Origin of the sequence: Paraclostridium dentum (assembly GCF_048568265.1) — a bacterium.
Lineage (GTDB): Bacteria > Bacillota > Clostridia > Peptostreptococcales > Peptostreptococcaceae > Paraclostridium > Paraclostridium dentum.
Genome location: NZ_CP183813.1, coordinates 2,468,602 through 2,494,591, shown reverse-complemented (window position 1 = coordinate 2,494,591; position 25,990 = coordinate 2,468,602). Strand labels below are relative to the sequence as shown.

The window sequence follows — 25,990 nt, the reverse complement described above, 5'->3', positions numbered from 1 at the left end:
TTATGAGTACGAACCTTATAAATATAGGATATGGGAATGTAGTTATGGCTAACAAGGTAGTTGCTATAGTAAGTCCAGAATCAGCTCCTATAAGAAGATTAATACAAGAAAGCAAAGAAAATGGAAGATTAATTGATGCTACTTATGGTAGAAAGACTAGAGCAGTTATAATAACTGATAGTCAGTATATAATATTATCATCGGTACAACCAGAAACCGTAGCACATAGATTCACAGACAAAGATGATAATATAGAGAATTAGAAAGGAAGATATAGATGAAGAGGAAAGGTTTATTGCTAGTTGTTTCTGGACCGTCAGGAGCAGGAAAAGGAACTATATGTAAAGAATTTTTAAATAATAATGAGGATGTAAAGTTATCAGTTTCAGCTACTACAAGAAATCCAAGAGACGGTGAAGTAGACGGAGTTAACTATTTCTTTGTAACTAAAGATAAGTTTAAATCAATGATAGTTAATAATGAACTGTTAGAGCATGCTCAAATATATGATAATTTTTATGGTACGCCTAAAGCTGCAATTTTAGAAAATCTAGAAAATGGACATGACGTTGTTTTAGAAATAGAAATGCAAGGAGCTAGACAAATAAAAGAAGTTTATCCAGAAGGGGTATTCATATTTATACTTCCTCCATCTCTTGACGAACTTAAAAATAGAATAGTTGGAAGAGGAACAGAAACTGAAGAACAAATAAATAAAAGATTTAGTTGTGCAATGGATGAAATATGTCAAATAGAAAATTATGACTACTTTATAGTAAATAAAGATGTGAAAAATTCAGCTCAAGAATTAGAACATATAATATCAGCTGAAAAAAATAAAGTTTATAGATACAAAGATAATATAATAAAGAAATTCAAGGAGGAATTATAAAAATGATAAAACCATCAATAAACGAGGTATTAAACCAAATAGATAATAGATACTACTTAGTAGTAACTGTAGCTAAAAGATCTAGAGAATTAATAGATGGAGCTACTCCATACGTTCCTACTACTAAGCATCAAGAAATAAAGCCTGTTACTTTAGCTACTCAAGAAGTTGCAGATAGAAAAATATCATTTAGAAAATTAACTGAGGAAGAAATAGAAATAGAAGAAGCTAAGCATTTATTAGCTCAAACTCAAAATATAATAGAGGAGTAATATCATGCTAAAAGATAAGACTGTTGTTATAGGCGTATGTGGAGGAATAGCTGTTTATAAGGCTTGTGACTTAGTTAGCAAGTTGAAAAAAACAGGTGTAAATGTACATGTAATAATGACTAAATCAGCAACAGAATTTGTAGCTCCGCTTACATTTCAGACATTAAGTCAAAACTATGTAGTTGAAGATATGTTTGAATCTCCAAAAACTTGGGATGTAGAACATATATCATTAGCTAAGAAAGCAGATGTATTTGTATTAGCTCCAGCTACTGCAAATGTTATAGGCAAAGTAGCTAATGGTATTGCAGACGATATGTTGACTACGACTATTATGGCTACAAAAGCAAAAGTTCTTATAGCTCCAGCTATGAATACTAATATGTATGAAAATCCTGTTGTACAAAGGAACATACAAACTTTAAAAGATTTAAATTATAAGTTTGTAGAACCAGAAAGCGGAAGATTAGCTTGTGGAGATATAGGATCAGGAAAACTTGCATCTGTTGATACTATTTTTAATAGTATAATTGAACTTTTAGAAATTAAGAAAGATTTAGAAGGAACTAGCATGATAATAACTGCTGGACCTACAGTTGAAAGTATTGATCCGGTAAGATACATAACGAATAGATCAACTGGAAAAATGGGATACTCTATAGCTAAAAAGGCAATAGAAAGAGGAGCAGATGTAACTTTAGTATCTGGGCCTACAAATATAGTTCCACCTCAGAATTTAAAGAAATTTATTCAAATAGAATCAGCGGAAGATATGTATAATGCTGTTTTAAAAAATATGGATGAAAATCAAGTTATTATAAAGAGCGCTGCAGTTGCAGATTATAGACCTAAGGAATACTCAGATAATAAAATAAAAAAATCTGATGATGATTTAAGTATAAGACTAGATAGAACTAAAGATATTGCTTTAGAATTAGGCAAAATTAAAAATAATAAGATTTTAGTTGGATTTGCAGCAGAAACTAATGATTTATTAGAAAATGCTAAAAATAAAATTCAAAAGAAAAATTTAGATTTTATCGTAGCAAATGACTTAACTCAAGATGGTGCTGGATTTGGTGTTGATACCAATATAGTTAAGATTATAGATAGAGAGGGTGTTGTACAAGAACATCCTAAAATGAAAAAAGAAGAGGTAGCAGATGTTATCTTAGACAAAATAAAAACTCTATTAAACAAATAAGCATCTATATTTATATAGATGCTTAATTTTCATTTATAGGCAAATGTAATAGATATAATATATGAACTTATAAAGAATGAACTTACTGTAAATGATAATAACGATATAAATTTGAAATAGAGGTTAAATTATGAAGCGATTTGCAAAAGTGATAGTGAGAAATAACTCTATATACACTGACAATTTATTTACATATGAAATTCCAAAATTTTTAAGTGAAAATATAAAAATTGGGCATAGAGTACTAGTTCCTTTTGGAATTTATAATAAGCCAGTAGAAGCATTTGTATTTGATATTGTGAGCGAATTAGATGAAGATATAAAGACTAAGAAAGTAGTAGATATATTAGATGAAGAGCCGATTTTTTCAAAAGATGATATAAGCTTAATTGGATGGATGAGAAATAAATACTTATGTACTTATATAGATTGCATAAACTTATTGTATCCAAAAGGCTATAAGTTAAATAATTATAAAGTTTTAACACTTATAAATGATGATTTAGATAATTTAAGTGATAGTGAAATGAATTTAATAAAAATAATTAAAGAAAATCATGGATGTATAAAACTTGAAAAAATAAAGAAAGTACCCAATTTAAATAACTTAATATATAAACTACAGAAAAAAAATATTATAGATGTAAAATGGGAATACAAAAACCATAAAAACGAGAAAAAAGATTATATTATAGATATATCTAAACAAATAAATAACATAGACAGCTATATACTGGAAAATAAGGTAAGGCTAGGAAGTAAACAAAAAGAACTTATTAAGTTTGTACAAGAAAAGAAACCTATTGAATTAAGTAAAATAAATGACGTATTCCCCTCATGTAGACAAAGTATATTAAAATTAGAAGAAAAAGGTCTTGTATGTATTGAAGAAATAGATTTATATAGAAAACCTAAAGAGATATATTCTGTAGAGGATAAAAAAATAAATTTAAATGAAGAACAATTAAATACAGTAAATATTATAAAAAGCGAAATGTTTGAAGAAAATAAAAAACCATATATGATACACGGAGTAACTGGCAGTGGAAAGACAGAAGTATATATGGAGATAATAGAGTATTCATTAAGCCAAGGGTTAGATAGTATTGTTTTAGTCCCAGAAATTTCACTAACGCCACAGACTATATCAAGATTTAAAAATAAATTTGGAGACATAGTTGGAGTTTTCCATAGTCAGTTATCAGAAGGTGAAAAACATGATGTGTATAAACAAATAAAAGAGGGGAAAATAAGGATACTTATTGGGGCTAGATCAGCTTTATTTGCTCCATTTACAAGCCTTGGAGTTATAATTATAGATGAATTCCATGAAGGTGCGTATAAGTCTGAAAAAAATCCAAAGTTCAACTCTATAGATGTTGCTAAATATATAGCTAATAAAAGAGATGTTTCTTTAGTTTTAGGGTCAGCCACTCCATCTGTTGAGGAATATTTCAATGCATTAAATGGAGAATATAAATTATTAGAAATAAATCAAAGAGCAAATAAAAAGCCTATGCCTAAAATCGAAGTTGTAGATATGAAAGAAGAGCTGATGGTAGGTAATAAAAGCATATTTAGTAATAAGTTAAAAGTTGAAATACAAAGCGCTTTAAATTGTGGAAATCAAGTTATATTATTTTTAAACAGAAGAGGATTTTCGAACTTTGTTTCTTGTAGAAAATGCGGCTATGTATTTACTTGTGAAAATTGTGATATATCTCTTACATATCATAAAAAAAATAATACTGGAAAATGCCATTATTGTGGATATGAAAAAGAAATTCCAAAAGAATGTCCAGAGTGTAAAAGTAAATATATAAAACCATTTGGAATAGGAACTCAAAAAATAGAAGAAGAAATAAAGTTGATTTTTCCGAATATAAATGTATTGAGGTTAGATAAGGATACAACATCTAGAAAAGGTGAATTCGAAAATATACTGAATGATTTTAAAAATAAGAAAGCAGATGTGTTAATAGGGACGCAAATGCTTAGTAAAGGTTTGGATTTTGAAAATGTTACTTTGGTGGGGATTTTATCTGCGGATATGATTTTGAAATTCCCTGACTTTAGAAGTTCAGAAACTACATTCCAGTTAATAACTCAAGTAGCAGGAAGAGCAGGGAGATCCGAAAAAGAAGGTAAAGTTATATTACAAACATATGATACTGACCATTATGCAATTAGACATGCTATAAAATATGATTTTAAAGGATTTTATGAAGATGAAATTAAAATAAGAAAAGCATTTGAATATACTCCTTTTAATAATATGATTAGTGTTGTAATTAGTGGAAAAGATAATGCTAAGGTAGAGAAAAATGCTAGAAAAATGTATGATTCATTAGTATATCTACTAAGAGAACGAGGTATAAGTAATTTAGAGTTCATATTAGGGCCAAATCCTTGTTCTATAAGCAAGATAAATCAAAATTTTAGATGGCAAATACTATTTAAAGATGATGATATTGAAATTAATCTATTAAAGGGTATAATAAAATATATATGTATAACTAAGCGCGATATAGTTTTTGATAAGGATACAAATATATCAATAGATATAAACCCTTATAGTGTATTATAAAATTTTAGGAGGAATATAAAATGGCGTTAAGACAAATAGTTCAAATAGGAGAACCGGTATTAAGAAAAAAGTGTAAACATGTTGAAAAAATCGATGAAAAAATAATTCAATTATTAGATGATATGGCAGACACTATGTATGAGGCTGATGGGGTAGGACTTGCAGCTCCTCAAGTTGGAATATTAAAAAGAATAGCTGTAATAGATGTAGGTGATGGGATTATAGAACTAATAAATCCAGAGATAATAGAAACTTCTGGAACTCAAACTGATGATGAAGGATGTTTAAGTGTTGTAAATGAGTGTGGGCCTGTAACAAGACCATACTACGCAAAAGTTAGAGCTATGAATAGAAAAGGTCAAATGTTTGAAATAGAAGGTGAAGAACTTTTAGCAAGAGCATTTTGCCATGAGATAGACCATTTAGATGGAATATTATTTGTAGATAAAATTGAGAAGTAGTAGGAGTTGAAAAATATGAAAATAGTATTTATGGGAACTCCAGAATTTGCAGTTCCGTGCTTACAGAAAATAATAGATGAAGGCCACGAAGTTGTAGCAGTAGTTACTCAACCAGATAAACCTAAGGGTAGAGGTAAAAAATTAGCTATGCCGCCAGTAAAGGAATTGGCTCTAAAATATGATATACCAGTATATCAACCTTTAAAAGCTAGGGAAGAATCATTTGTTGATACATTAAAAGAAATGAACCCAGAACTTATAGTGGTTGTAGCTTTTGGACAAATACTTCCAAAGAGTATTTTAGATATACCTAAATATGGATGTGTTAATGTACATGCTTCTTTACTACCAAGATACAGGGGAGCAGCTCCTTTAAATTGGGTTATAATAAACGGAGAAGAAAAAACAGGTGTAACTACAATGTATATGGATGAAGGTCTTGACACTGGAGATATGATATTAAAAAGTGAAATACCTTTAGATGATGAAATAACTGCAGGAGAGCTTCATGATAAAATGATGATAGATGGGGCTAAAGTTTTAAAAGAAACTATCGATTTAATAGAAAAAGGTGAGGCTCCTAGAGAAAAGCAAAGTAATGAAAATACTTGTTACTCACCTATAATGAATAAGTCACTAGGAAATATAGATTGGAAAAAATCAGCTATAGACATACATAACCTTGTGAGAGGAACAAATCCATGGCCTAGTGCTTATACAACTTATGAAGGTCAAACTATGAAAATATGGAAAACTAAAGTCATAGATAAAAACAGTGATAAAGATCCTGGAACTATAATTAGTGTAGATAAAGAAGGAATAAATGTGTCTACAAGTGAAGGAATACTTCAAATTAAAGAGATTCAAATGGCTGGAAAGAAAAGAATGGAAGTGCCTGAATATATAAAAGGGAACAATATAAACACAGACATTATATTAGGAAGTTAAAATTATGAATTTTAAAAAATACATGACAACTACAGTGTTTTTAATAGGAATATTACTATTTTTATTGGTGGGATTAAATATTTTTATGAATAGTCTTGAAAATATATTTTCTATATTAGTAAATGGGGTAATAATATTATTATTAATTATTACTATATTTTCAACTTTAGTTACCTATATGGTTGTAAATGATAAAAGAGTAAATAAATATATAATGAAGTTTAACTTTAGTATAGTTAGCTTTTTATATCCTGTACTTATTGTTTTAGGGAATACTTTGAATGTGCCTAAAAATGAAATAAGAAAAGTATATATAAAATTAAATAATAATTATATATATAGTAATAGGTATAAGATAAAGCCTGAAGACATACTTATTTTAATACCACATTGCATTCAAAAGAGTGAGTGTAAATTAAAGATCACTACAAATGTAAGAAACTGCAAAAGTTGTGGACTTTGTAATGTAAAAGATTTAATTGACTTACAAGATAAGTACAATGTACAGGTATTTATAGCAACTGGAGGTACATTAGCTAGAAAGAAAATAAAAGAAACTAGACCTAAGGCTGTAGTTGCGGTAGCTTGCGAAAGAGATTTAACTGCAGGAGTACAAGATATAAGACAAGTACCAGTTTTAGGAGTATTTAACAAAAGACCTAATGGGCCTTGCGTAGATACAAAAATTGATGCAAATGAAGTTGAAAATGCAATAAAATTCTTTATAGGAGAGTGTTAAATATGATGCACTATGGCTATGGATATTATTTTGATCCGACATTGTTTATTTTAATACCAGGTATATTATTTACTATGTATGCTCAGTTCAAAGTAAGTAGTACAACAAGTAGATACTTTAGAGTTCAAAGTAGATTAGGTTATACAGGAGAACAAACGGCTAGAAAAATATTAGATGCAAATGGACTTTACAATGTTAATATTGAAATGGTTAGAGGAAGTCTTAGCGACCACTATGACCCAAGAAGTAATGTAGTTAGGTTATCACAAGATGTTTATTCTGGTACATCTATTACTTCTGTTTCAGTTGCAGCACATGAATGTGGGCATGCAATTCAACATGCTAAGGGATATGCGCCTCTTCAAATGAGAAGTAGTTTGGTTCCTGTAGTGAACTTTGCGTCTAATATATCTTGGTTTTTAATATTCATAGGATTATTTATGACAGGTCCTTTCTTAAAAATTGGGATATTATTATTTTCAGCATCTGTAATATTCCAAATAATTACCTTACCAGTAGAATTCAATGCATCTAGTAGAGCTATGGTTCAAATTGGGAATGAAGGTATATTAGAAGGAAAAGAGATAAAACAAGGGAGAGAAGTACTAACAGCAGCTGCTTTAACATATGTTGCAGCAGCATTAGCATCAGTGCTTCAATTATTAAGATTAATTGCAATATCACAAAGACGTGATGATTAATAGAGATTGTCCTAGGGGTTTCTAGGACTTTTTCTATTTAAATATATGGAGGTATTTAATGAACGCAAGAGAATTAGCATTTAAAACACTATACGATATAGAAAGAAATAAAAATTATTCAAATTTATCTATTAACAAAAATTTTAAAAACGTAAATATAAGTGATCAGGAAAAAGGTCTTGCAACAGAACTTATTTATGGAATTATAGAAAATAAATATTATTTAAATTATATAATAGATAAATTATCTAAGATAAAATCGAAAAAAATGTCAACCTATGTTAAAATATCATTATGGTTAGGAATTTATCAAATACTATTTTTAGATAGCATAAAAGAGCATGCAGCAGTAAACGAGAGCGTTTCTCTTATTAAAAAATATGATAAAAAGTCATCAGGATTTGTGAATGCTATACTTAGAAATGTACTAAGAAACAAAGAGACTATAATGGATATAGAAAAAGAAAACAAGGTAGATACTTTATCTATAAAGTATTCATATAGCCCATGGATAATTCAAAAATGGATGAATGTATTTGGAGAAGAATTTACAGAGGATTTATTAGAAGCTAATTCTGAAAAACCTAATTTATATATAAGAGTAAATACAACTAAAATAACTAAAGATGAATTAATCGAAAAGTTAAAGGATCAAGGAATTGTATGTAGCAAAGTCAATGGAATTGATGAAGCTATAATGGTACAAAATCTTAAAAATATAGAAGGTAATAAGTTATTTAGAGACGGCCTTTTCACAATTCAAGATATAAGTTCTATGCTTGTAGGAAAAGTAACTAATCCAAAAGAAGGTAGTTTGGTTTTAGATATGTGTAGTGCACCAGGAGGCAAAACAACACATTTGGCAACTTTAATGAATAATAGTGGACAAGTTATAGCAAGAGATATATTTGAACATAAACTAAAACTTATAAATAATACTGTTAATAGATTAGGATTAAAAAATGTAAAAGTAGAAAACTTAGATGCCTTAGAAATAGATGAGAGTAGTATAGATAAATTCGATTATGTAGTATCGGATGTTCCTTGTTCTGGAATGGGAATAATAAAAAGAAAACCAGAAATAAAGTTTAAAAAAGAAGAAGAACTTAAAGACTTACCGGTTATACAAGGCGCTATTTTAAATAATGCAGCTAAGTATGTTAAAGTTGGTGGTCATTTAATATATAGTACTTGTACTATACACGATGAAGAAAATATAGATATAATTAATAAATTCTTACAAGATAATGAAAAATTTGAATTAGAACCTATTGATGAAGTTAAGATTGATTTAGATAATCAAGATAAAGGATATATAAAAATTTATCCAAATATACATGGTATGGACGGATTTTTTATAGCAAAACTTAAGAGAGTAAGGTAGGCAATTATATGGATAATAAGACGTGTTTAAAAAATTTAACTGAAGAAGAAATAAAAGAGTTTTTAAAAAGTATAGGAGAGAAAGCTTTTAGAGGATCTCAAATATTTAGCTGGATTTATAAAGGAGCAAAATCTTTTGATGATATGAATAATATACCAAAAGCTCTAAGAGAAAAATTAGATGAGGTTTCATATATAGGCAGCTTAGATGTTGAATTAAAATTAGAATCTAAAATTGATGGAACTAGAAAGTATTTATTTTTACTTAATGATGGGAATATAATAGAAAGTGTAATGATGGAATATGAACATGGCGTAACTGTATGTATATCAAATCAAGTTGGATGTAGAATGGGATGTAGATTTTGCGCATCTACTATAGATGGATTACTAAGAAATTTAGAACCTTGGGAAATATTAGATCAAATAATACAAATTCAAGAGGATATAGGTAAAAGAGTGTCAAATATTGTATTGATGGGAAGTGGTGAACCTCTTGATAACTTTGATAATACTAAGCAGTTTTTAAAACTAGTTAATGAAAAGAATGGGCTTAATATAGGATATAGACATATTACACTATCAACATGTGGAGTAGTTCCTAAAATGTATGAATTAGCAGATTTGAAAATACCTATAAATTTAGCGTTGTCACTGCATTCTCCTTTTGATAAATCAAGAAAAGAGATAATGCCAATAGCAAATGCATATTCAATAAAAGAAGTTATAGATGCGTGTAAATACTATATAGAAAGTACTAATAGAAGGGTTACGTTTGAGTATTCATTAATAAAAGGTGTGAATGACTCTACCGATGATGCTAATCAATTATCTAAAATTTTAAAGGGTATGTTATGTCATGTTAACTTAATACCTATAAACAAAGTAGAAGAAAGAGATTATGAAAAACCAGATAAAACTTATGTATATAAATTTAGAGATATGTTAAATGAAAAAAATATACCAGCTACTATAAGAAGAGAAATGGGAGCGGATATAAATGGAGCTTGTGGTCAATTAAGAAGAAAACACAAATAGATGAAGGGGGAAAATTATGAAATATAGTTGTATTTCCCATATTGGAAGAATAAGAAAAAATAACGAAGACTATTGCAAAGGTGAAATTATATCAACAAATTCGGGAGATATAGGAATATTTGCAATAGCTGACGGTATGGGTGGCCATAATAAGGGTGAAGTTGCAAGTGAATTAGCTGTAGAAAATATAGTGAAGTTTTTGAAAAATAACTTAGTTCAAAATGAATTTGTAAAAATAAATTATATAGATGATATTCTTAAGCAAGCTTATAATAACGTAAACTCTATAATATACAAAAAATCTAAAGATGATGAAATATGCACTGGAATGGGAACTACATTAACAACTGTAATAATACATAAAGGTAAAGTATATATTGCAAATGTAGGAGACAGCAGATGTTATATGCTACACGATGGAGAGTTTGAAAAAATTACAAGAGATCATTCTTTAGTCGAAGAACTTATAGCAAAGCATGCTATAACTGAAGAAGAAGCAAAAACACACCCAAATAGAAATATTATAACAAGAGCTCTGGGAACGGAACAAATTATATTAGTTGATATTTATAAAAAAGATATTAATAAAGATGATAAAGTTTTATTAGCTACTGATGGATTAACAGGGTTTGTAGATAAAAGCGAAATAAATGAAATTATATCTAAGGATGAGGAAGTAGAAATTATAGCTGAAAATTTAATAAACAAGGCTAATGAACTATCAGGGAAAGACAATGTATCGGTTATATTAGTTAATTATAATTAGGATGGTGATATAGTGGGAGAAACAGTTTTAGGAAATAGATATGAAATAATAAAAAAAATAGGCGATGGAGGAATGGCTTTTGTATATGAAGCTAGAGATAAGCTTTTAAACAGAACTGTAGCTATAAAGGTTTTAAGACCAGAGTTTGTGGATGATGAAGAATTTTTAACTAAATTTAAAAGAGAAGCCGAAGCCGTTGCAAGTCTTTCGCATCCTAACATTGTAAATGTATATGATGTAGGAGAAGATGGAAAAGTTCATTACATAGTAATGGAGCTTATAGAAGGACAAAATTTAAAGGATATAATAAAAAATGAAGGTACTTTAGATGAATATACAGCGTTAGATATAGCTAAGCAAATAGCAAAAGCGTTAGGTGCCGCACATAGAAAAGGGATTATACATAGAGATATAAAACCTCATAATATACTTATATCGAATGAAGGTCGACTTGTTAAAGTTGCTGATTTTGGTATAGCTAAGGCTGTATCTAGTTCAACGATAACAAGTACTGGGAGTGTAATAGGTTCGGTACACTATTTTTCACCAGAACAAGCTAAAGGAAAATTTGTTTCAAATACAACAGACTTATACTCTTTAGGTATCGTATTATACGAGATGATAATAGGAAGAGTTCCTTTTACAGGAGAAAGCCCTATATCCATAGCGCTTCAACATATAAATGAAGAGATAGAATTTACTCAAGAAGAGAAAGTTTCTATTCCTCAAAGTGTTAGAAATATAATAAAGAAATTAACTTCAAAGTCTAGTGCTGATAGATATCAAGGTGCAGATGAATTAATAGAAGATATCGAGTATATAGAAAAAAATATAGATTTAGATTTTATAAAAGAATATGATAATTACGCTACTCAAAAAATAGATGAAGCTGAGCTAAATAAAGCTTTAAAGTTAGCGGAGACTAAACCACAAAATATATATGAAGAAGATGACGTAGAAGAAGAACTAGACAATGTAGTTCCTGTTAAATCTTCTTCGAAAAGAAATAAGAAAAAAAATAAGAAAGAGGATAATCCTAAAAGTAAAAAAAGATGGAAAATAGCAGCTATAGTTTTAACTTTAGTGCTTATAACACAAATAGTAGTGATAGGTAAAATTGCTTTAGGATTTAAAAATAAGGATACAGCAGAAGGAACTGCTCCAAATTTATTAAACATGGAACTTGATGAAGCTCAAAAGAAAGCTGATGATTTGGGACTAAATATAAGAGTTAGTATAGAGGAATATAGTGATAGTGTTGAAAAAAATCATGTAATATCACAAACTCCAAATGCTGGAACGCAAGTTAACCCAGGAGATACAATTACTGTAACTATAAGTAAGGGTAAAAGTCAAACATCTATACCAAGTGTTGTAGGTAAGACGTTAGGAGAAGCTGGAAATATTTTAAAAGAAAATAAACTACAATTAGGAAATGTAAAATATGTAGATAGTAATGAGGCTAAAGATATAGTTGTAGCTCAAAATCCAAACTCTGGAAATATAAAGCCAGGAGATAAGGTAAATGTAGAAGTTAGTAAAGGACCTCAACAAAAGCCAGAACCTAAACCAGAAGAGCCGACAGAACCAGAGAAACCAACAGAACCAGAAAAACCAACTGATCCAGGAACAGGAGGATCTGGGAATGAAGGAGGAACTACAGAACCAGAAAAACCAACTGATCCGGGAACAGGAGGAGAAACTGGAGGCGATGGTCAAGGAGGAAGCACTGGAGGAGGTCAAGGGACTAATAACGGAGGAGAAGGTCAAGGAACAGGGACACCAACACCACCAACTGCACCCCAAGCTACAAATCATCAAGATGCGAGTAATGGAACAAAACACTAGTAGTTTAAATTAAACATGTAATAAATAATAATTATAAAAAGTCCAATGATTAATAATTATTGGACTTTTTTGTAATATTTATGTAAATTAATATAGATAATATTAATTAGAAGTTTAACTAAATTTTATAGGAGGAATTAAATGATAGAAGGAATTATTACAAAAGGTATTGGCGGATTTTATTATATAGATACAAATCAAGGGGTATACGAATGTAGAGCTAGAGGGATATTTAGAAAAGACAAAATTACTCCTTTAGTAGGAGATAATGTAAAAATAAACATAATTGATGAGGAAAATAAAAAAGGTGTACTTGAAGAAATAGAGGATAGAGATACAGAATTAGTAAGACCTCCAATAGCTAATGTAAATAAAGCGATAATTGTATTTGCTATAAAAAATCCAAATCCAAATTTATCATTACTAGATAGATTCATAGTTTTAGCAGAAAGAGAATCTTTAGATATTGTTATAGTACTTACAAAGGCTGATTTAGCTACAGATGAAGAACTAAACAAATTAAAAAGTATATATGAAACGAGTGGTTACAAAGTAATACCCGTTAGTAATGAAGCTAAAATAAATATAGATAAGGTAAAAGAGGAATTAAAAGGCAATATAGTTGTATTTGCGGGTCCTTCTGGAGTAGGAAAATCAACTTTATTAAATAATATAGATAGTAAATTTCAACTGCAAACAGGTGAAGTTAGTGATAAAATAAAAAGAGGAAAACATACAACAAGACATGCAGAGCTTTTAAAGCTAGAATGTGGAGGTATGGTAGCAGATACTCCTGGATTTAGTTCATTAACTTTAGATGATATAGAAGAAGATGAGCTAAAGGAATACTTCATAGAATTTGATGAGTTTTCAGATGGATGCAAATTCGGAGGAAGATGTATGCATGAAAATGAGCCTATATGTGGGGTTAAAGAAGGGGTAAATGAAAGTAAAATAGCTAAAGAAAGATATGAAAGCTACTTACAATTGCTAAAAGAAAAGAGACAATCAAAGAGGAGGTATTAAAGATGATAAAGATGGCACCATCGATTTTATCAGCAGATTTTGCAAGGTTATTAGAGGATGTTAAGAAAGTGGAAAGAGCAGGTTGTGAATATTTACATATAGATGTTATGGATGGACATTTTGTTCCAAATATAACTTTAGGGCCAGCTATTGTTAAATCATTAAGAAAAGATGTAAATATGGTATTTGATGCTCATTTAATGATAGAGAATCCAGATAACTACATAAAGGATTTTGTAGATGCTGGATGTGATATGATAGTAGTTCATGAAGAGGCTTGTACTCATTTACATAGAACTATACAAAATATTAAATCATTTAATGTTAAAGCTGGTGTTGCATTAAACCCAGCAACTCCTATAGAAAATATTAAATATATACTAAATGATATAGACATGGTGCTTATAATGACAGTTAATCCAGGGTTTGGGGGACAATCATTTATAGGAACAATGATAGATAAAATAAAAGAGTTAAAAGCATTAATAGATGAAAAAGGATTAGATGTGGATATACAAGTTGATGGAGGAATAAAACCTTCAAACGTGAACGAAGTTGTAAAAGCAGGAGCTAATGTTATAGTAGCAGGTTCAGCTATATTTAATAGTGATGATATAGAAGCTACTGTTAAAGAATTCAGACTAAATGCATCTAAGTAAGAGGATATTATGAAAGCATGTATTTTATTAAACGGTAAAATAGAAGATTTAAACTTTTTAAAAAAGACGATTGATAAAGAAAATTACGATTATATAATCTGTGCAGATGGAGGAGCTAATTTTTTATACAAAATAAAAGTAGTTCCAGATTATATACTTGGGGATTTAGATTCTTTGGAATTAAAAGTTAAAAACTACTTTAAAGAAAAAGGTGTAAATTTTAAAAAATTCCCTGAAAGAAAAAACGAAACAGATACGCAATTGTGTATACATTTAGCTAAAGGGTTAGGTATTGTTGATATAGACCTTTTAGGGGCATTAGGAGGGCGTATAGACCATACTGTCGCTAATATAAACCTTATGTACTATATCAAAAAATTAGGACTAAATCCTGTAATAAAAAACAATAAAGAAGATTTACATATGATAGAAAGTGAATATATCGATATATCCGGTAAAAAAGGAGACACGATATCTGTTTTACCTGTTAATGGAGATTCTACAGGTATAACTCTTGAAGGTCTTGAATACCCACTTAAAGATGCAACTATAGAATATGGAGACCCGATAGGTATATCAAATGTAATGGAAAGTGATAAATGTAGAATAACTGTCGACAAAGGAACTTTGTTGATAGTTAAAAACATAGAGCCAGTATAGTTTAAGCTATGCTGGCTCTATATTTTTAATAAAATATCGTATAGCTTGGTCTATTTTTAGTAATTTGTATTAAAGAAAAGAAATCATGAATATGATATTGTAGGAAGTTATTTATAGGAGGGAATAGTTTGAGGAATCAATACAGAAATTTACTTGGAATTTTATGCTTAGCAACGGGATTAACTGTAATTTTAGCGTTGATACTTCCAAATTGGATGTGGATGATACTGCTAGCTATTGTCCTTATAGGGTGTGGAGTAATGTTATTTATGTAAAATAAATATTATTTTTAAGGGGGATATTGGAATGAAGGTAATAACTGTTAAATGTCCAAAATTTTTATCTAAGATAATAGTTTTTTTTATGAGAAAAAAATAGTCTTGAGACAAAAAAATAAAAGCCTACTGCGTGTAGGCTTTTTTTACTAAAACTAAGCTCTTTCAACTTTTCCAGAACGTAAACATCTAGTACAAACTTTTATTCTCTTTGGAGTACCATCTATTATCGCTCTAACGTTTCTTAAGTTAGCAGACCAAGTTCTTCTGCTATGTTTATTTGAGTGGCTCACTTGGTTTCCTGAAACTTTACCTTTACCACATACGTTACATACCTTTGCCATTTTACGTACACCTCCTTAAATGATAACTATAACACTGAAAACACAGTTTATATTAACATAAATCTCTAAAAAATGCAATAGAAATATATATTTGTCTTACACATATTGAAGAAATTCTTGTTATCATATAAAATTATATATATAATTCTATATAAAGTAAATATTAAAGTTAAAAATAAAATTAAAAATAATTTTAGGGGGTCAAACCATGAGCGCTAAAATAAACAACGAATTTGGAACAATAGAAATAGACAAGCATGTTATAGCACAAATAGTATATCAATCTGCGATGGAAAGTTATGGATTAGTAGGACTGGCATATAAGACAAAAGGCATAGTTGAATTATTAAAAGGAGAAAATGCTACTAAAGGTGTTAGCGTACAAGAACTAGAAGATGGAACTATAGCTATAGAACTTTACGTAATAATGCAATATGGAACAAATATATCAACTGTTGCAAATAACATAATAGATAAAGTAAAATATACAATTGAGAAAATAACTGCGTTAAAAGTAAGTAAAATAGATGTTAATGTTCAAGGTATACGAGTTAAGTAATTTAGGAGGAAAAATATGATTCAATATATTGATGGGAAAAATTTAAGAGACATGTTTGTCTCTGGTGCAAATAATCTTCAAAACAGTAAAGATTATGTAGATAAACTGAACGTGTTCCCAGTTCCAGATGGAGACACAGGGACAAATATGTCTCTTACGATATCTTATGCTATGAAAGAATTATCAAAAGTTAGTGAAGATGATATAACTAATATAGGTAAATCTTTAGCAAAAGGATCTTTAATGGGAGCTAGAGGTAACTCAGGTGTTATATTATCTCAAATAATAAGAGGATTCACAAAATCTATAGAAGGAAAAGAAAAACTAAGTTCTATGGATTTAGCTCAAGCATTTAAAAATGGATCAGACACGGCTTATAAGGCTGTTATAAAACCAATAGAAGGAACTATATTAACTGTAGTTAGAGAAAGTGGAGAGTATGCTATAAAAGCTGCTAAGAAAGAGCAAGATATACTGAAATTTTTAGAATTGGTTATAAAAGAAGCTAATGAGTCTTTAGAAAGAACTCCAGATTTACTTAAAAACTTAAAAGACGCTGGAGTTGTTGATTCAGGTGGTAAAGGACTAGTACTTATATATGAAGGTATGTATGAGGCATTAAAAGGGAATGTGATTGCTGCTAATGGGCCAGGATCATCAAGTTCTTCTTCAGTGGAAGCTATGCAAGGTGAGATAAACACTGATGATATAAAATTTGCTTATTGTACAGAATTTATATTAGAAAGTAATAAAGTAACTTATGATAAAATAAGAGATATAATGTTAGATTATGGAGACAGTTTAGCAGTAGTTGGAGATGAAGGATTAATAAAAGTTCATGTTCATACTAATGAACCTGGATCAGTACTTCAAGAGGCTTTAAAATATGGACAATTAGTTACTATAAAAATAGAGAATATGAAAGTTCAGCATGAAAATATTTTAGTTGAAAATCAAACAGCAGTATCAGAAGAACCTGCTAAGGAATATGGATTTATAGCTACATCAATGGGTAGTGGATTAGCAGATATATTTAAAGACTTTGGAGTTGACTACATAATAGAAGGTGGGCAAACAATGAATCCTAGTACAGAGGATTTCATGAAAGCTATAGAGTCTATAAATGCAGAAAATATTATAATACTACCAAACAATAGTAATATAATAATGGCTGCAAACCAAGCTAAAGCATTAAGTGACAAAAACATAATAGTTATACCAAGTAAAAACGTACCACAAGGATTTACTTCTCTTGTAAGTTTTAATGCTGATGCAAGTGTAGAAGAAAATGAAGCTACAATGGTAGAAGCTTTATCAATGGTAAAATCAGGGCAAGTTACTTATGCAGTTAGAGATACTGTTATGAATGATATAGAAGTGAAAGAAGGAAACTTCATAGGAATAGGTGAAGGAAAGCTATTATCGGCAGGAGAAAAGAAAGAAGATATAACTTTAGGATTAATAGAAAAATTAGTAGACGAAGACAGCGCAATTATAACTTTATTCTATGGAGAAGAAGTAACTGAAGAAGAAGCTAACGAGTTTAAATCGATATTAGAAGAAAAATACGAAGATATAGATATAGAACTTTATTATGGCGGTCAGCCAATATACTATTATTTAATATCTGTTGAATAATATTTCAGAAATCCTGTATAATCTTACTATTAGGTAAGTTAAATTATACAGGATTTTTTTTAGGGTGATAAATATGAATAATTTAAATAAAGAAATTAAATATGTAAAAGGAATTGGTCCAAAACGTGCTAATAAACTAAGTAAATTAGGTATATTTACTGTATCTGACTTGCTTTTTTATTTTCCAAGACAATATGAAGATAGAAATAATCTAAGAAAAATATTTGAACTAAAAGATGAAGAAAAAGTAACTATAAGAGCTATTGTAAGTAGTATAGAGACGTCTAATGTTAGAAAGGGTCTAGTGATAACTAAGGTAGGCGTAAGGGATGAAACGGGGTTCGCTAGATTAGTATTTTTTAACCAAGAGTATATAAGTTCTACTTTGAAAAAAGGAGATACTGTATTTGTATTTGGAAAGGTTAAGAAAACTTCCTATGGAATTGAGATGAGTTCTTGTGAAGTTGAACAAATGAGCAACAATCCTAAAAATACATGTGGAATAATGCCTATATACCCACTGACATATGGATTAACAAATAAAGAGCTTATAAACATAGTAAAAACTGTTTTTAGTAATGAGCAAATTTATATTAAGGAATACCTTCCAAATAAAATTATACAAAAATATAAACTTTGCAGTATTGATTTTGCAGTTAAAAATATACATTCGCCGACTAATAAAGAAAGTTTAAAAGTAGCACTATACAGATTAGTATTTGAAGAATTTTTAATGCTTCAGCTAGGGCTATTTCTATTCAAAAATGGTGTTACTGAAAAATCTGGTGTTAAGTTTGAAAAAGAGCAAAATCTTGTTGAAATCTTAAACTCTTTACCATTTAAACTTACAAACGCACAAAATCGAGCATTAAATGAAATTATTGATGACATGAACTGTGAAAAAGTAATGAATAGATTGGTTCAAGGAGATGTAGGGAGTGGTAAAACAGTAGTAGCACTTTTGGCATTGGCAAATTGTGTTTTAAATGGCTATCAAGGGGCTTTAATGGCGCCTACTGAGATATTAGCAGAACAGCACTTTATATCTTTAAATGAAACGCTATCACCGTTTGGAATTAATGTAGGATTGCTGGTAGGTAGTTTAACGAAAAAACAAAAAGAGAATGTATTACAAAGAGTAAAAGATAATGAAATTGATATTTTAATTGGAACGCATGCGCTTATAGAAGATAAGGTAGAGTTTAACAACTTAGGCATAGTAATAACCGACGAACAACATAGATTTGGAGTTAGACAAAGAAATAAACTTTCAGAAAAGGGATATAATCCTGATATTTTGGTTATGACAGCTACTCCAATTCCTAGAACTTTAGCTTTAATTTTGTATGGAGATTTAGATATATCTATAATTGATGAACTTCCACCGGGAAGACAACCTATTGAAACTTTAGCTGTGTATAAGGATAAGAGGGAAAAAGCGTATAATAGTTTAGTAAGGTCTGAAGTTCAAAAGGGTAGACAAGTTTATATAGTATGCCCTTTGGTAGAAGAAAGTGAAGCTATAGAGGCTAAGGCTGCTGTAGATTTAGTAGAGGAACTAAAGAGTGAATTTTTTAGTGACTTGAGATTAGGTCTTTTGCATGGTAAAATGAAACCTAGTGAAAAAGATGAAACAATGAAAAAATTTAAGAACAAAGAATTGGATATACTAGTATCAACAACTGTTATTGAAGTTGGAGTAAATGTACCTAATGCAACCCTTATGATAATTGAAAATGCAGAACGATTTGGATTAGCTCAACTACATCAGTTAAGAGGTAGGGTTGGTAGAGGAAGTCATAAGTCTTATTGTATATTGATTTATTCATCGAAATCAGAAGTGTGCTCTCAAAGAATGTCCATCATGGAAGAAACAACGGATGGATTTAAAATCTCAGAAAAAGACCTTGAGATTAGGGGCCCAGGTGAGTTCTTTGGAACAAGACAACATGGGTTGCCAGAGCTAAAGGTGGCTAATATATTTAAGCATATGAAAATATTGAAAATAGCTCAACAAGAGGCTAGATATATAATAAGTGAAGACCCAAAACTTAATAATTATGAAAATGAAAAAATAAAAAAAGAAATATTGAAGAAATTTGAAAATAGATTGGAAGAAATATCATTAAATTAGGAAATAATTTGTGATAAAATAAAATGGAAGGAGAAATTATATTGAGAGTAATTTCAGGAAAAGCCAGAGGACTAAAATTAAATACACCTAAAAGTGAAGATGTTAGACCAACTACTGATAGAGTTAAAGAATCTTTATTTAATATAATTAACCCATACATAATGGATGGAGATATTTTAGATTTATTTGCAGGTACAGGGTCTCTAGGTATAGAGTGTTTATCAAGAGGTGCTAACAAATGTGTATTTGTAGATTTAAACAGAAGTAGTATTGATATAGTAAAAAGTAATATAAAAAAAGCTAGGGTAGAAGAAAATAGTGAAGTCATGAATGTTGATTTTAAGTCGGCAATTGAAAGAGTTAAAAATAATTCGTACAAGTTTGATGTTATATTTATGGACCCTCCATATTACAAAGATATGTTCCAAGATGCATTAGAGAGAATTGATAAGTCAAACATACTAAAAGAAGATGGTATCATAGTTGTTGAACATGATACAAAACAAGAATTTCCAGAGAATGTTGGGAACCTAGTTAAAAACAGAAATAAAAAATATGGAAACACTACGCTTACATTTTATAGTATGGAGGATTAATAATGGAAAATACAGTTAGAAAAGCTATATTTGCAGGAAGCTTTGACCCTATAACAAATGGGCACTTAGACATAATAGAAAGAGCTTCTAAATTATTCGATGAACTACAAATAGGGGTACTTTATAATCCGAATAAAAAGGGACTATTTACATTTGAAGAAAGAGTTAAGTTAATAAAAGAATGCACAAACCATATTTCTAATATAAAAATAGTTAGTTTTGATGGGCTTTTAGTCAACTATTGTGAAGAAAATGGTATCCAGACTCTAGTAAGAGGTATAAGAAATGGAGCGGATGTAGAGTATGAACTTCAAATGGCTCATATGAATAAAGAATTAAATCCAAATATAGAGACTGTAATATTACCTACGACTACTAAGTATTCATACATAAGTTCATCTCTTATAAAAGAAGTGTTAAATTTTGATGCAAATATAGAGAATTTAGTGCCTAAGGTGATTTTAGAAGAATTAAAAAGAAAAACTAATAGGGGGAAATAACATGAATATAGATTTAGAAATAATGGAACTATTAGAGGAGTTAGAAAGTGCTATAAATAATGCAAGTTCAATTCCCTTTTCGCATAAATCAGGAATAGACAAAGAAGAAGTTTTAAGTATTATATCAGACATAAAAGTTATACTTCCAGAAGAAGTTAAACAAGCTGTATGGATAAATAAAGAAAGACAAAAAATACTTAATAATGCGAATCAAGATGCAGAAATTTTGATAGAACAAGCAAAAAAAGAAGCTATCCAAATAATTGAAAAAGCAAATAAAGAAAGTGAAGATATGAAAAAAAATTCCGAAGAAATAATAAAATCATACATAGATTCAGATGGGTTAGTAGTAGAAGCAGAAGAAAAAGCTAAATCTATAGTGGAAAAAGCAGAATACACTGCAAAAGAGATTAAATTAGGATCTATAAGATATGCAGATGATGTTTTAGAGGGATTACAATACAATCTTCAAAGCATAATAGATGAAATATCAATAAATAGAAATGAACTAAGTGAATAAAAAATAGCTGACTCAAAATGCGATTGAGTCAGCTATTTTTTATTTTTTTAAAAATCATAAAAGAGGATATAAAGTAAATTATTATTAATAAAGGCAAAATTATATGATAGTTATTTATGTATAAGCTCCAAATTGAGCTATTATAAAACACATTAGATGTAGTAGATAGTTTTATAAATAAATTACTAGAATTTATTAATGGATAAAATGCAAAAGTGAAAACGGCTGCGAATACTCCATGTAAAAATTTAGAAATTATATATGTACCTGTATTTATATCTGTTTGAGCTAAAAAACTACAACATTGAGCTAATATAGAAAGACCACTAAATGCTATTATGAAGCTACATAATGAAGCTCGTATTATTTCAGGTATATTAGATATGTTAGATATTTGATTACATCCAATCGTTATTTCAAATAAACCGCTTATAAAAGAAGAACATAGATCAAGAGAAAATCCAAATATAGATAATGGAATGTAAATTATGTAAGAAATCAAATTTATAAATTTAAATATAGATAAAACTTTAAATACAACTGAAAATACTATGACGAATCCGCCAACCATAAGTATTGTATTTACCCCACTAAAAACAGCATCTCCAAATAAAACAAAAAATCCTTTATTTTCTTTTTTTCTAAATTCCATAATTTTTTTTACTTCAAATTTAAAATTGAAGTTATCATTACTTACACTTTCTTTGCCATAATTTTTAAATAATATTCCAACAGTTAAAGATCCTAAGTAATGGCAAAGTAACATTAAATAGCCTAATGAAGGGTTATTAAACATTCCAATGGAAACTGCACCGACTATAAAAAGTGGACCAGATGTAGAACAAAAGGAAACTAGCCTTTGAGCTTCAAATTTAGAAATTTCATTGTTTTGTCTAAGTTCAGAAGCAAGCTTTGCTCCAACTGGATATCCTGATACTGTAGATATAGCGAAAACTAAAGAACTTTTACCAGATACATTAAAAAGTTTTTTTGTAACTGGATTGATTATTAATCCCAAAACATCTACAAATTTAAGTCTAACTATTAAATTAGCAGCTATTATAAATGGTAATAAGGATGGTATCAAGGTGTCTACCCATATTGAAAATCCATTTTTAGCCGCCAAAATAGAATCTTTAGGAAATAAAATTATACCTATTATAAGTAGCATAACGATTAAAGATGGAGTTAAAAACTTTAAAAATTTTATTTTCTTCAAAATATCACCTACTTTGCTATACTCTTTAATAAGTATATTAAAAGTAATTATGAACTATGATAAAATTCATTGGCTTTGAGGAGTTAAATGCTTGAAGCATTTCATATAGTAAAAAATTAACTTTGAAACTGATAAAAACCTACCTAAGAAAGGCAGGTTTTTATCAGTTACTTTATGTATTTAGGTGATATATAATAATCCATAGGGCCTTTAAGTAAAGAATTACTATTTTTATAATAAGGGATATTATACATATTTGTAGCTTTTATATCATATTTGATTAGTGTTTTGAAAGTTTCATTTTCAGCGAAATTTATATCTGAAAATTTATTTATAATTTTTATATCAGAGTTTAATTTTATTTGTTTTATTATCTCTCTACCTTTATCGTTAAAAGCTAAAATCCTGACATAAGGCATTTCGTTTATATCTTTTACTAACGCTATATCTTTCTTTGATATTCCAAGTAATATATTATTCAATATTCTTTTTATTTTAGTTAATGTGTATCTTTTTGATTTAACACTTTGTTGAAGTTCATATAAGTTATTACATGTGAAAATTGATTTGTATATTTTATTTTCTATACCTTCATTAACATCGAAATAACTGCTCAATATATCAAAATCTCGTATAACTAATTCTCTTATAGTATCAAAATAAACTTCATCAAACATAGGATTAAATCCTGAATTTATAGAATCAGATATTAGATTGAAAGTTTTTTCGGGAACAACTGAGTATATGCCATGTATATTTCTTGAATCTTTAAGTGATTTTCTAATTGCAGTAGCAGAACAAATTTCACTACTAATGTCTTCAGAGTTATAAGATGCCTGTACTCTAGTTATTGTGAAAGGCTTTATGTCGCTTTCATGTTTCAATAAACTTTTTATGTATTCCATTCCTAGGATATTATTAGAAGAATTTAATATTGTATTTAAATTTTGCTTATATAGATTATCTATAACATTATTTGTAATCAAATAATCACACAAAGCTTTGCTTCTCGCTGTAGCAAATAAAATTCCTTCATCTAGGTTTTTCTTTAAAAGTAATTTAAAATCCTCAGGTTCAGAAACTAATACTTTTGATATCTCAGTTAGTAAATCTATATTACCTTCTTCGCTACCAAAACATATAGAATCTATGCAATTTAATGAGTTTAGTAGAGTTATAGCCCCATGAGCAAAGAATTCTGCACTTTGGCACGCGAAAAGAGTAGGAAGCTCTACAACTAAATCTACTCCGTTTGAAACTGCAATTTCAGCTCTTTTATATTTATCAAATAGAGCAGGTTCTCCTCTTTGTAAAAAATTACCACTCATTACAGCTATACTATGAGTAGCATTTGTTTTTTTAAAAGATTCTTTTAAATGATATAAGTGACCATTATGAAATGGATTATACTCGACTATAAGACCTAAAATGTTCATAAAAACCTCCTTTTATATTAAATATATACAAAAACAAAGGATTTATTGTTTATATATAGAATTATTTATTGTTTGCTTTTTATAAAAATAAGTTATATCCTATTATAATATTAAACAAAATTGAGAACAATAATTCTTGAGTTAAATATAAATAACTTAAAAAATATCATAAACTATGTACTTTTATGAAAAAAAATGGTATAGTAAATAGTGATAAATTTGTTTAATGTATACAAGTAATGATATCGATTTTTAAAATTGTTAATTAAAAATAATTACATATTATTGTTAAAGATTTAAGGAGGTATACTAATGAAAGTATTAGTATTAAACTGTGGTAGTTCTTCATTAAAATATCAATTAATAGATATGTCAAATGAAGAAGTTTTATGTATAGGATTAGTTGAGAGAATAGGAATCGAAGGTTCTATATTAAAGCAAGAAAAAGATGGAGTAGAAGGTAAGCTTGTAGTAGAGCAACCAATGAAAAATCACCAAGATGCTATAAAATTAGTATTAGAAGGTGTAGTTGATCCTAAATTCGGTGGAGTTAAGGATATAAGCGAAGTTGAAGCTGTAGGACACAGAGTTGTACACGGTGGAGAGAAATTTGCTAGTTCAGTTAAGATAAATGATGAAGTTATGAAAGCATTAGAAGAGTGTGTTGAATTAGCACCACTTCATAACCCAGCTAACATAATGGGAATAGAAGCTTGTGAAGCTATACTTCCAGGAGTACCAATGGTTGGAGTATTCGATACTGCATTCCATCAAACTATGCCTAAGAAGTCATACTTATATGGATTACCTCATGAATTATACACTAAGTATGGAGTAAGAAGATACGGATTCCACGGAACTTCTCACAAGTATGTATCTCAAAGAGCTGCAGAAATGTTAGGAAAGAACGTAGAAGACTTAAAAATAATAACTTGTCACTTAGGAAACGGAGCTTCTGTAGCTGCTGTTGATGGTGGTAAATGTGTAGATACTTCAATGGGATTCACTCCATTAGAAGGATTAATAATGGGAACTAGATGTGGAGATATAGATGCTGCTATATTACCATTCTTAATGGAAAAAGAAGGATTAGACGCTAAAGGATTATCTGACTTAATGAACAAACAATCTGGGGTATACGGAATGACTGGTATATCAAGTGACTTCAGAGATATAGAAGGAGCTGCTGCAAAGGGAGATGAAAAAGCTCAAGTTGCATTAGATGCTTATGTTCAAAGAGTTCAAAAATACATAGGAGCTTACGTTGCAGAAATGAACGGTGTAGATGCTGTAGTATTTACTGCTGGTGTTGGTGAAAATGGTATAGAGATAAGAGAATCTATAGCTTCTAACATGGAATTCTTAGGAATGAACTTAGATAAAGAAGCTAACAAAGTTAGAGGAAAAGAAACAGTAATATCTACTGCAGATTCAAAAGTTAAGATATTATTAGTTCCAACTAACGAAGAGTTAATGATAGCAAGAGATACTGTTGCATTAGTAAAATAATTGCAATTGGATATAATATAATTAAGGTAGGTTAAAACCTACCTTAATTTTTGCCAAGAAATAAATTAACTATCAA

Annotated in this window: 27 protein-coding genes; 24 read left to right on the top strand and 3 right to left on the bottom strand. The window is 29.1% G+C overall.

Annotated features, from left to right (window positions below; translation table 11 throughout):
- The first annotated feature begins 2 nt into the window (after nucleotides 1–2).
- The 17 genes from remA to ACN6I1_RS11490 all read left to right on the top strand — a co-directional run bounded on the left by remA (nucleotide 3) and on the right by ACN6I1_RS11490 (nucleotide 15,459).
- Complete coding sequence (gene remA, locus ACN6I1_RS11570) at nucleotides 3–263, top strand: extracellular matrix/biofilm regulator RemA (protein WP_021430041.1); 261 nt, start codon at nucleotides 3–5, stop codon at nucleotides 261–263.
- Nucleotides 264–277: 14 nt separating this feature from the next.
- Complete coding sequence (gmk, locus tag ACN6I1_RS11565; protein ID WP_021430076.1) at nucleotides 278–892, top strand: guanylate kinase; 615 nt, start codon at nucleotides 278–280, stop codon at nucleotides 890–892.
- 2 nt (nucleotides 893–894) lie between these two features.
- Nucleotides 895–1,164, top strand: coding sequence for a DNA-directed RNA polymerase subunit omega (gene rpoZ, locus ACN6I1_RS11560; RefSeq protein WP_021430086.1), 270 nt, complete (start codon nucleotides 895–897; stop codon nucleotides 1,162–1,164).
- A gap of 4 nt (nucleotides 1,165–1,168) precedes the next feature.
- On the top strand, nucleotides 1,169–2,368 hold the full coding sequence (gene coaBC, locus ACN6I1_RS11555) for a bifunctional phosphopantothenoylcysteine decarboxylase/phosphopantothenate--cysteine ligase CoaBC (protein WP_419742014.1): 1,200 nt from the start codon (nucleotides 1,169–1,171) through the stop codon (nucleotides 2,366–2,368).
- Nucleotides 2,369–2,498: 130 nt separating this feature from the next.
- Complete coding sequence (gene priA / locus ACN6I1_RS11550) at nucleotides 2,499–4,955, top strand: primosomal protein N' (protein WP_419742013.1); 2,457 nt, start codon at nucleotides 2,499–2,501, stop codon at nucleotides 4,953–4,955.
- 20 nt (nucleotides 4,956–4,975) lie between these two features.
- A complete protein-coding gene (def, locus tag ACN6I1_RS11545; RefSeq protein ID WP_021430007.1) occupies nucleotides 4,976–5,416 on the top strand; it encodes a peptide deformylase in 441 nt (146 codons plus the stop codon).
- Between the two features lie 15 nt (nucleotides 5,417–5,431).
- Nucleotides 5,432–6,364 carry a methionyl-tRNA formyltransferase gene (gene fmt / locus ACN6I1_RS11540; protein ID WP_419742012.1) on the top strand — a complete coding sequence of 311 codons (933 nt, stop codon included), beginning with the start codon at nucleotides 5,432–5,434 and terminating at the stop codon, nucleotides 6,362–6,364.
- 4 nt (nucleotides 6,365–6,368) lie between these two features.
- Nucleotides 6,369–7,103: a DUF116 domain-containing protein gene (locus ACN6I1_RS11535; RefSeq protein ID WP_021430099.1), complete on the top strand. Its 735-nt coding sequence runs from the start codon at nucleotides 6,369–6,371 to the stop codon at nucleotides 7,101–7,103.
- A gap of 2 nt (nucleotides 7,104–7,105) precedes the next feature.
- Nucleotides 7,106–7,804, top strand: a complete 699-nt coding sequence (locus ACN6I1_RS11530) for a zinc metallopeptidase (protein ID WP_332840804.1) — start codon at nucleotides 7,106–7,108, stop codon at nucleotides 7,802–7,804.
- Between the two features lie 58 nt (nucleotides 7,805–7,862).
- Nucleotides 7,863–9,188, top strand: coding sequence for a 16S rRNA (cytosine(967)-C(5))-methyltransferase RsmB (gene rsmB / locus ACN6I1_RS11525; RefSeq protein WP_419742011.1), 1,326 nt, complete (start codon nucleotides 7,863–7,865; stop codon nucleotides 9,186–9,188).
- An 8-nt stretch (nucleotides 9,189–9,196) separates the two neighbouring features.
- Nucleotides 9,197–10,225, top strand: coding sequence for a 23S rRNA (adenine(2503)-C(2))-methyltransferase RlmN (rlmN, locus tag ACN6I1_RS11520; protein WP_419742010.1), 1,029 nt, complete (start codon nucleotides 9,197–9,199; stop codon nucleotides 10,223–10,225).
- A gap of 16 nt (nucleotides 10,226–10,241) precedes the next feature.
- Entirely contained in the window at nucleotides 10,242–10,991 is a 750-nt protein-coding gene (locus ACN6I1_RS11515; RefSeq protein ID WP_025162257.1) for a Stp1/IreP family PP2C-type Ser/Thr phosphatase, read from the top strand.
- 12 nt (nucleotides 10,992–11,003) lie between these two features.
- On the top strand, nucleotides 11,004–12,839 hold the full coding sequence (pknB, locus tag ACN6I1_RS11510; protein WP_419742009.1) for a Stk1 family PASTA domain-containing Ser/Thr kinase: 1,836 nt from the start codon (nucleotides 11,004–11,006) through the stop codon (nucleotides 12,837–12,839).
- A gap of 141 nt (nucleotides 12,840–12,980) precedes the next feature.
- On the top strand, nucleotides 12,981–13,865 hold the full coding sequence (rsgA, locus tag ACN6I1_RS11505; RefSeq protein WP_419742008.1) for a ribosome small subunit-dependent GTPase A: 885 nt from the start codon (nucleotides 12,981–12,983) through the stop codon (nucleotides 13,863–13,865).
- A 2-nt stretch (nucleotides 13,866–13,867) separates the two neighbouring features.
- On the top strand, nucleotides 13,868–14,524 hold the full coding sequence (gene rpe / locus ACN6I1_RS11500) for a ribulose-phosphate 3-epimerase (protein ID WP_220796377.1): 657 nt from the start codon (nucleotides 13,868–13,870) through the stop codon (nucleotides 14,522–14,524).
- 9 nt (nucleotides 14,525–14,533) lie between these two features.
- Nucleotides 14,534–15,184 carry a thiamine diphosphokinase gene (locus ACN6I1_RS11495; protein ID WP_419742007.1) on the top strand — a complete coding sequence of 217 codons (651 nt, stop codon included), beginning with the start codon at nucleotides 14,534–14,536 and terminating at the stop codon, nucleotides 15,182–15,184.
- A gap of 128 nt (nucleotides 15,185–15,312) precedes the next feature.
- The gene (locus ACN6I1_RS11490) at nucleotides 15,313–15,459 is read left to right on the top strand and encodes a hypothetical protein (protein ID WP_021430102.1); all 147 of its coding nucleotides are present in this window, start codon (nucleotides 15,313–15,315) and stop codon (nucleotides 15,457–15,459) included.
- A gap of 155 nt (nucleotides 15,460–15,614) precedes the next feature.
- Here ACN6I1_RS11490 and rpmB read toward each other — a convergent pair whose 3' ends face one another.
- Complete coding sequence (rpmB, locus tag ACN6I1_RS11485) at nucleotides 15,615–15,803, bottom strand: 50S ribosomal protein L28 (protein WP_021122933.1); 189 nt, start codon at nucleotides 15,801–15,803, stop codon at nucleotides 15,615–15,617.
- Nucleotides 15,804–16,011: 208 nt separating this feature from the next.
- On the opposite strand from rpmB, the gene ACN6I1_RS11480 reads away from it, so the two are divergent.
- From ACN6I1_RS11480 to ACN6I1_RS11455, 6 genes are all read left to right on the top strand, one after another.
- On the top strand, nucleotides 16,012–16,362 hold the full coding sequence (locus tag ACN6I1_RS11480) for an Asp23/Gls24 family envelope stress response protein (protein WP_021429975.1): 351 nt from the start codon (nucleotides 16,012–16,014) through the stop codon (nucleotides 16,360–16,362).
- Nucleotides 16,363–16,377: 15 nt separating this feature from the next.
- On the top strand, nucleotides 16,378–18,000 hold the full coding sequence (locus tag ACN6I1_RS11475) for a DAK2 domain-containing protein (protein WP_021433839.1): 1,623 nt from the start codon (nucleotides 16,378–16,380) through the stop codon (nucleotides 17,998–18,000).
- A 73-nt stretch (nucleotides 18,001–18,073) separates the two neighbouring features.
- Nucleotides 18,074–20,134 (top strand): ATP-dependent DNA helicase RecG, encoded by a 2,061-nt coding sequence (gene recG, locus ACN6I1_RS11470; RefSeq protein WP_419742006.1) that lies wholly within the window; start codon nucleotides 18,074–18,076, stop codon nucleotides 20,132–20,134.
- A 41-nt stretch (nucleotides 20,135–20,175) separates the two neighbouring features.
- Complete coding sequence (rsmD, locus tag ACN6I1_RS11465) at nucleotides 20,176–20,730, top strand: 16S rRNA (guanine(966)-N(2))-methyltransferase RsmD (protein ID WP_021430067.1); 555 nt, start codon at nucleotides 20,176–20,178, stop codon at nucleotides 20,728–20,730.
- 2 nt (nucleotides 20,731–20,732) lie between these two features.
- Complete coding sequence (coaD, locus tag ACN6I1_RS11460) at nucleotides 20,733–21,230, top strand: pantetheine-phosphate adenylyltransferase (RefSeq protein ID WP_419742005.1); 498 nt, start codon at nucleotides 20,733–20,735, stop codon at nucleotides 21,228–21,230.
- A 1-nt stretch (nucleotide 21,231) separates the two neighbouring features.
- Nucleotides 21,232–21,750, top strand: a complete 519-nt coding sequence (locus ACN6I1_RS11455) for a hypothetical protein (protein ID WP_021433836.1) — start codon at nucleotides 21,232–21,234, stop codon at nucleotides 21,748–21,750.
- 28 nt (nucleotides 21,751–21,778) lie between these two features.
- On the opposite strand, the gene ACN6I1_RS11450 is transcribed toward ACN6I1_RS11455, so the two are convergent.
- The gene (locus ACN6I1_RS11450) at nucleotides 21,779–22,969 is read right to left on the bottom strand and encodes a nucleoside recognition domain-containing protein (RefSeq protein WP_419742004.1); all 1,191 of its coding nucleotides are present in this window, start codon (nucleotides 22,967–22,969) and stop codon (nucleotides 21,779–21,781) included.
- Between the two features lie 167 nt (nucleotides 22,970–23,136).
- Nucleotides 23,137–24,405: a nucleotidyltransferase gene (locus tag ACN6I1_RS11445; protein ID WP_419742003.1), complete on the bottom strand. Its 1,269-nt coding sequence runs from the start codon at nucleotides 24,403–24,405 to the stop codon at nucleotides 23,137–23,139.
- A gap of 312 nt (nucleotides 24,406–24,717) precedes the next feature.
- Here ACN6I1_RS11445 and ACN6I1_RS11440 point away from each other — a divergent pair, with 312 nt between their 5' ends.
- Nucleotides 24,718–25,914: an acetate/propionate family kinase gene (locus ACN6I1_RS11440; RefSeq protein WP_021430090.1), complete on the top strand. Its 1,197-nt coding sequence runs from the start codon at nucleotides 24,718–24,720 to the stop codon at nucleotides 25,912–25,914.
- The last annotated feature ends 76 nt before the right edge of the window (nucleotides 25,915–25,990 follow it).

Excerpts from the sequence above, each read along its gene's own strand:
- ACN6I1_RS11440 (WP_021430090.1), top strand. The coding sequence starts at position 24,718 with ATGAAAGTATTAGTATTAAACTGTGGTAGTTCTTCATTAAAATATCAA.
- ACN6I1_RS11480 (WP_021429975.1), top strand. The coding sequence starts at position 16,012 with ATGAGCGCTAAAATAAACAACGAATTTGGAACAATAGAAATAGACAAG.
- def (WP_021430007.1), top strand. The coding sequence starts at position 4,976 with ATGGCGTTAAGACAAATAGTTCAAATAGGAGAACCGGTATTAAGAAAA.
- coaD (WP_419742005.1), top strand. The coding sequence starts at position 20,733 with ATGGAAAATACAGTTAGAAAAGCTATATTTGCAGGAAGCTTTGACCCT.
- coaBC (WP_419742014.1), top strand. The coding sequence starts at position 1,169 with ATGCTAAAAGATAAGACTGTTGTTATAGGCGTATGTGGAGGAATAGCT.
- ACN6I1_RS11475 (WP_021433839.1), top strand. The coding sequence starts at position 16,378 with ATGATTCAATATATTGATGGGAAAAATTTAAGAGACATGTTTGTCTCT.
- ACN6I1_RS11495 (WP_419742007.1), top strand. The coding sequence starts at position 14,534 with ATGAAAGCATGTATTTTATTAAACGGTAAAATAGAAGATTTAAACTTT.
- ACN6I1_RS11530 (WP_332840804.1), top strand. The coding sequence starts at position 7,106 with ATGATGCACTATGGCTATGGATATTATTTTGATCCGACATTGTTTATT.
- ACN6I1_RS11535 (WP_021430099.1), top strand. The coding sequence starts at position 6,369 with ATGAATTTTAAAAAATACATGACAACTACAGTGTTTTTAATAGGAATA.
- remA (WP_021430041.1), top strand. The coding sequence starts at position 3 with ATGAGTACGAACCTTATAAATATAGGATATGGGAATGTAGTTATGGCT.
- fmt (WP_419742012.1), top strand. The coding sequence starts at position 5,432 with ATGAAAATAGTATTTATGGGAACTCCAGAATTTGCAGTTCCGTGCTTA.
- gmk (WP_021430076.1), top strand. The coding sequence starts at position 278 with ATGAAGAGGAAAGGTTTATTGCTAGTTGTTTCTGGACCGTCAGGAGCA.
- ACN6I1_RS11445 (WP_419742003.1), bottom strand. The coding sequence starts at position 24,405 with ATGAACATTTTAGGTCTTATAGTCGAGTATAATCCATTTCATAATGGT.
- rsmB (WP_419742011.1), top strand. The coding sequence starts at position 7,863 with ATGAACGCAAGAGAATTAGCATTTAAAACACTATACGATATAGAAAGA.
- rlmN (WP_419742010.1), top strand. The coding sequence starts at position 9,197 with ATGGATAATAAGACGTGTTTAAAAAATTTAACTGAAGAAGAAATAAAA.
- rsgA (WP_419742008.1), top strand. The coding sequence starts at position 12,981 with ATGATAGAAGGAATTATTACAAAAGGTATTGGCGGATTTTATTATATA.
- rpe (WP_220796377.1), top strand. The coding sequence starts at position 13,868 with ATGATAAAGATGGCACCATCGATTTTATCAGCAGATTTTGCAAGGTTA.
- ACN6I1_RS11515 (WP_025162257.1), top strand. The coding sequence starts at position 10,242 with ATGAAATATAGTTGTATTTCCCATATTGGAAGAATAAGAAAAAATAAC.
- priA (WP_419742013.1), top strand. The coding sequence starts at position 2,499 with ATGAAGCGATTTGCAAAAGTGATAGTGAGAAATAACTCTATATACACT.
- rpoZ (WP_021430086.1), top strand. The coding sequence starts at position 895 with ATGATAAAACCATCAATAAACGAGGTATTAAACCAAATAGATAATAGA.
- rpmB (WP_021122933.1), bottom strand. The coding sequence starts at position 15,803 with ATGGCAAAGGTATGTAACGTATGTGGTAAAGGTAAAGTTTCAGGAAAC.
- recG (WP_419742006.1), top strand. The coding sequence starts at position 18,074 with ATGAATAATTTAAATAAAGAAATTAAATATGTAAAAGGAATTGGTCCA.
- ACN6I1_RS11455 (WP_021433836.1), top strand. The coding sequence starts at position 21,232 with ATGAATATAGATTTAGAAATAATGGAACTATTAGAGGAGTTAGAAAGT.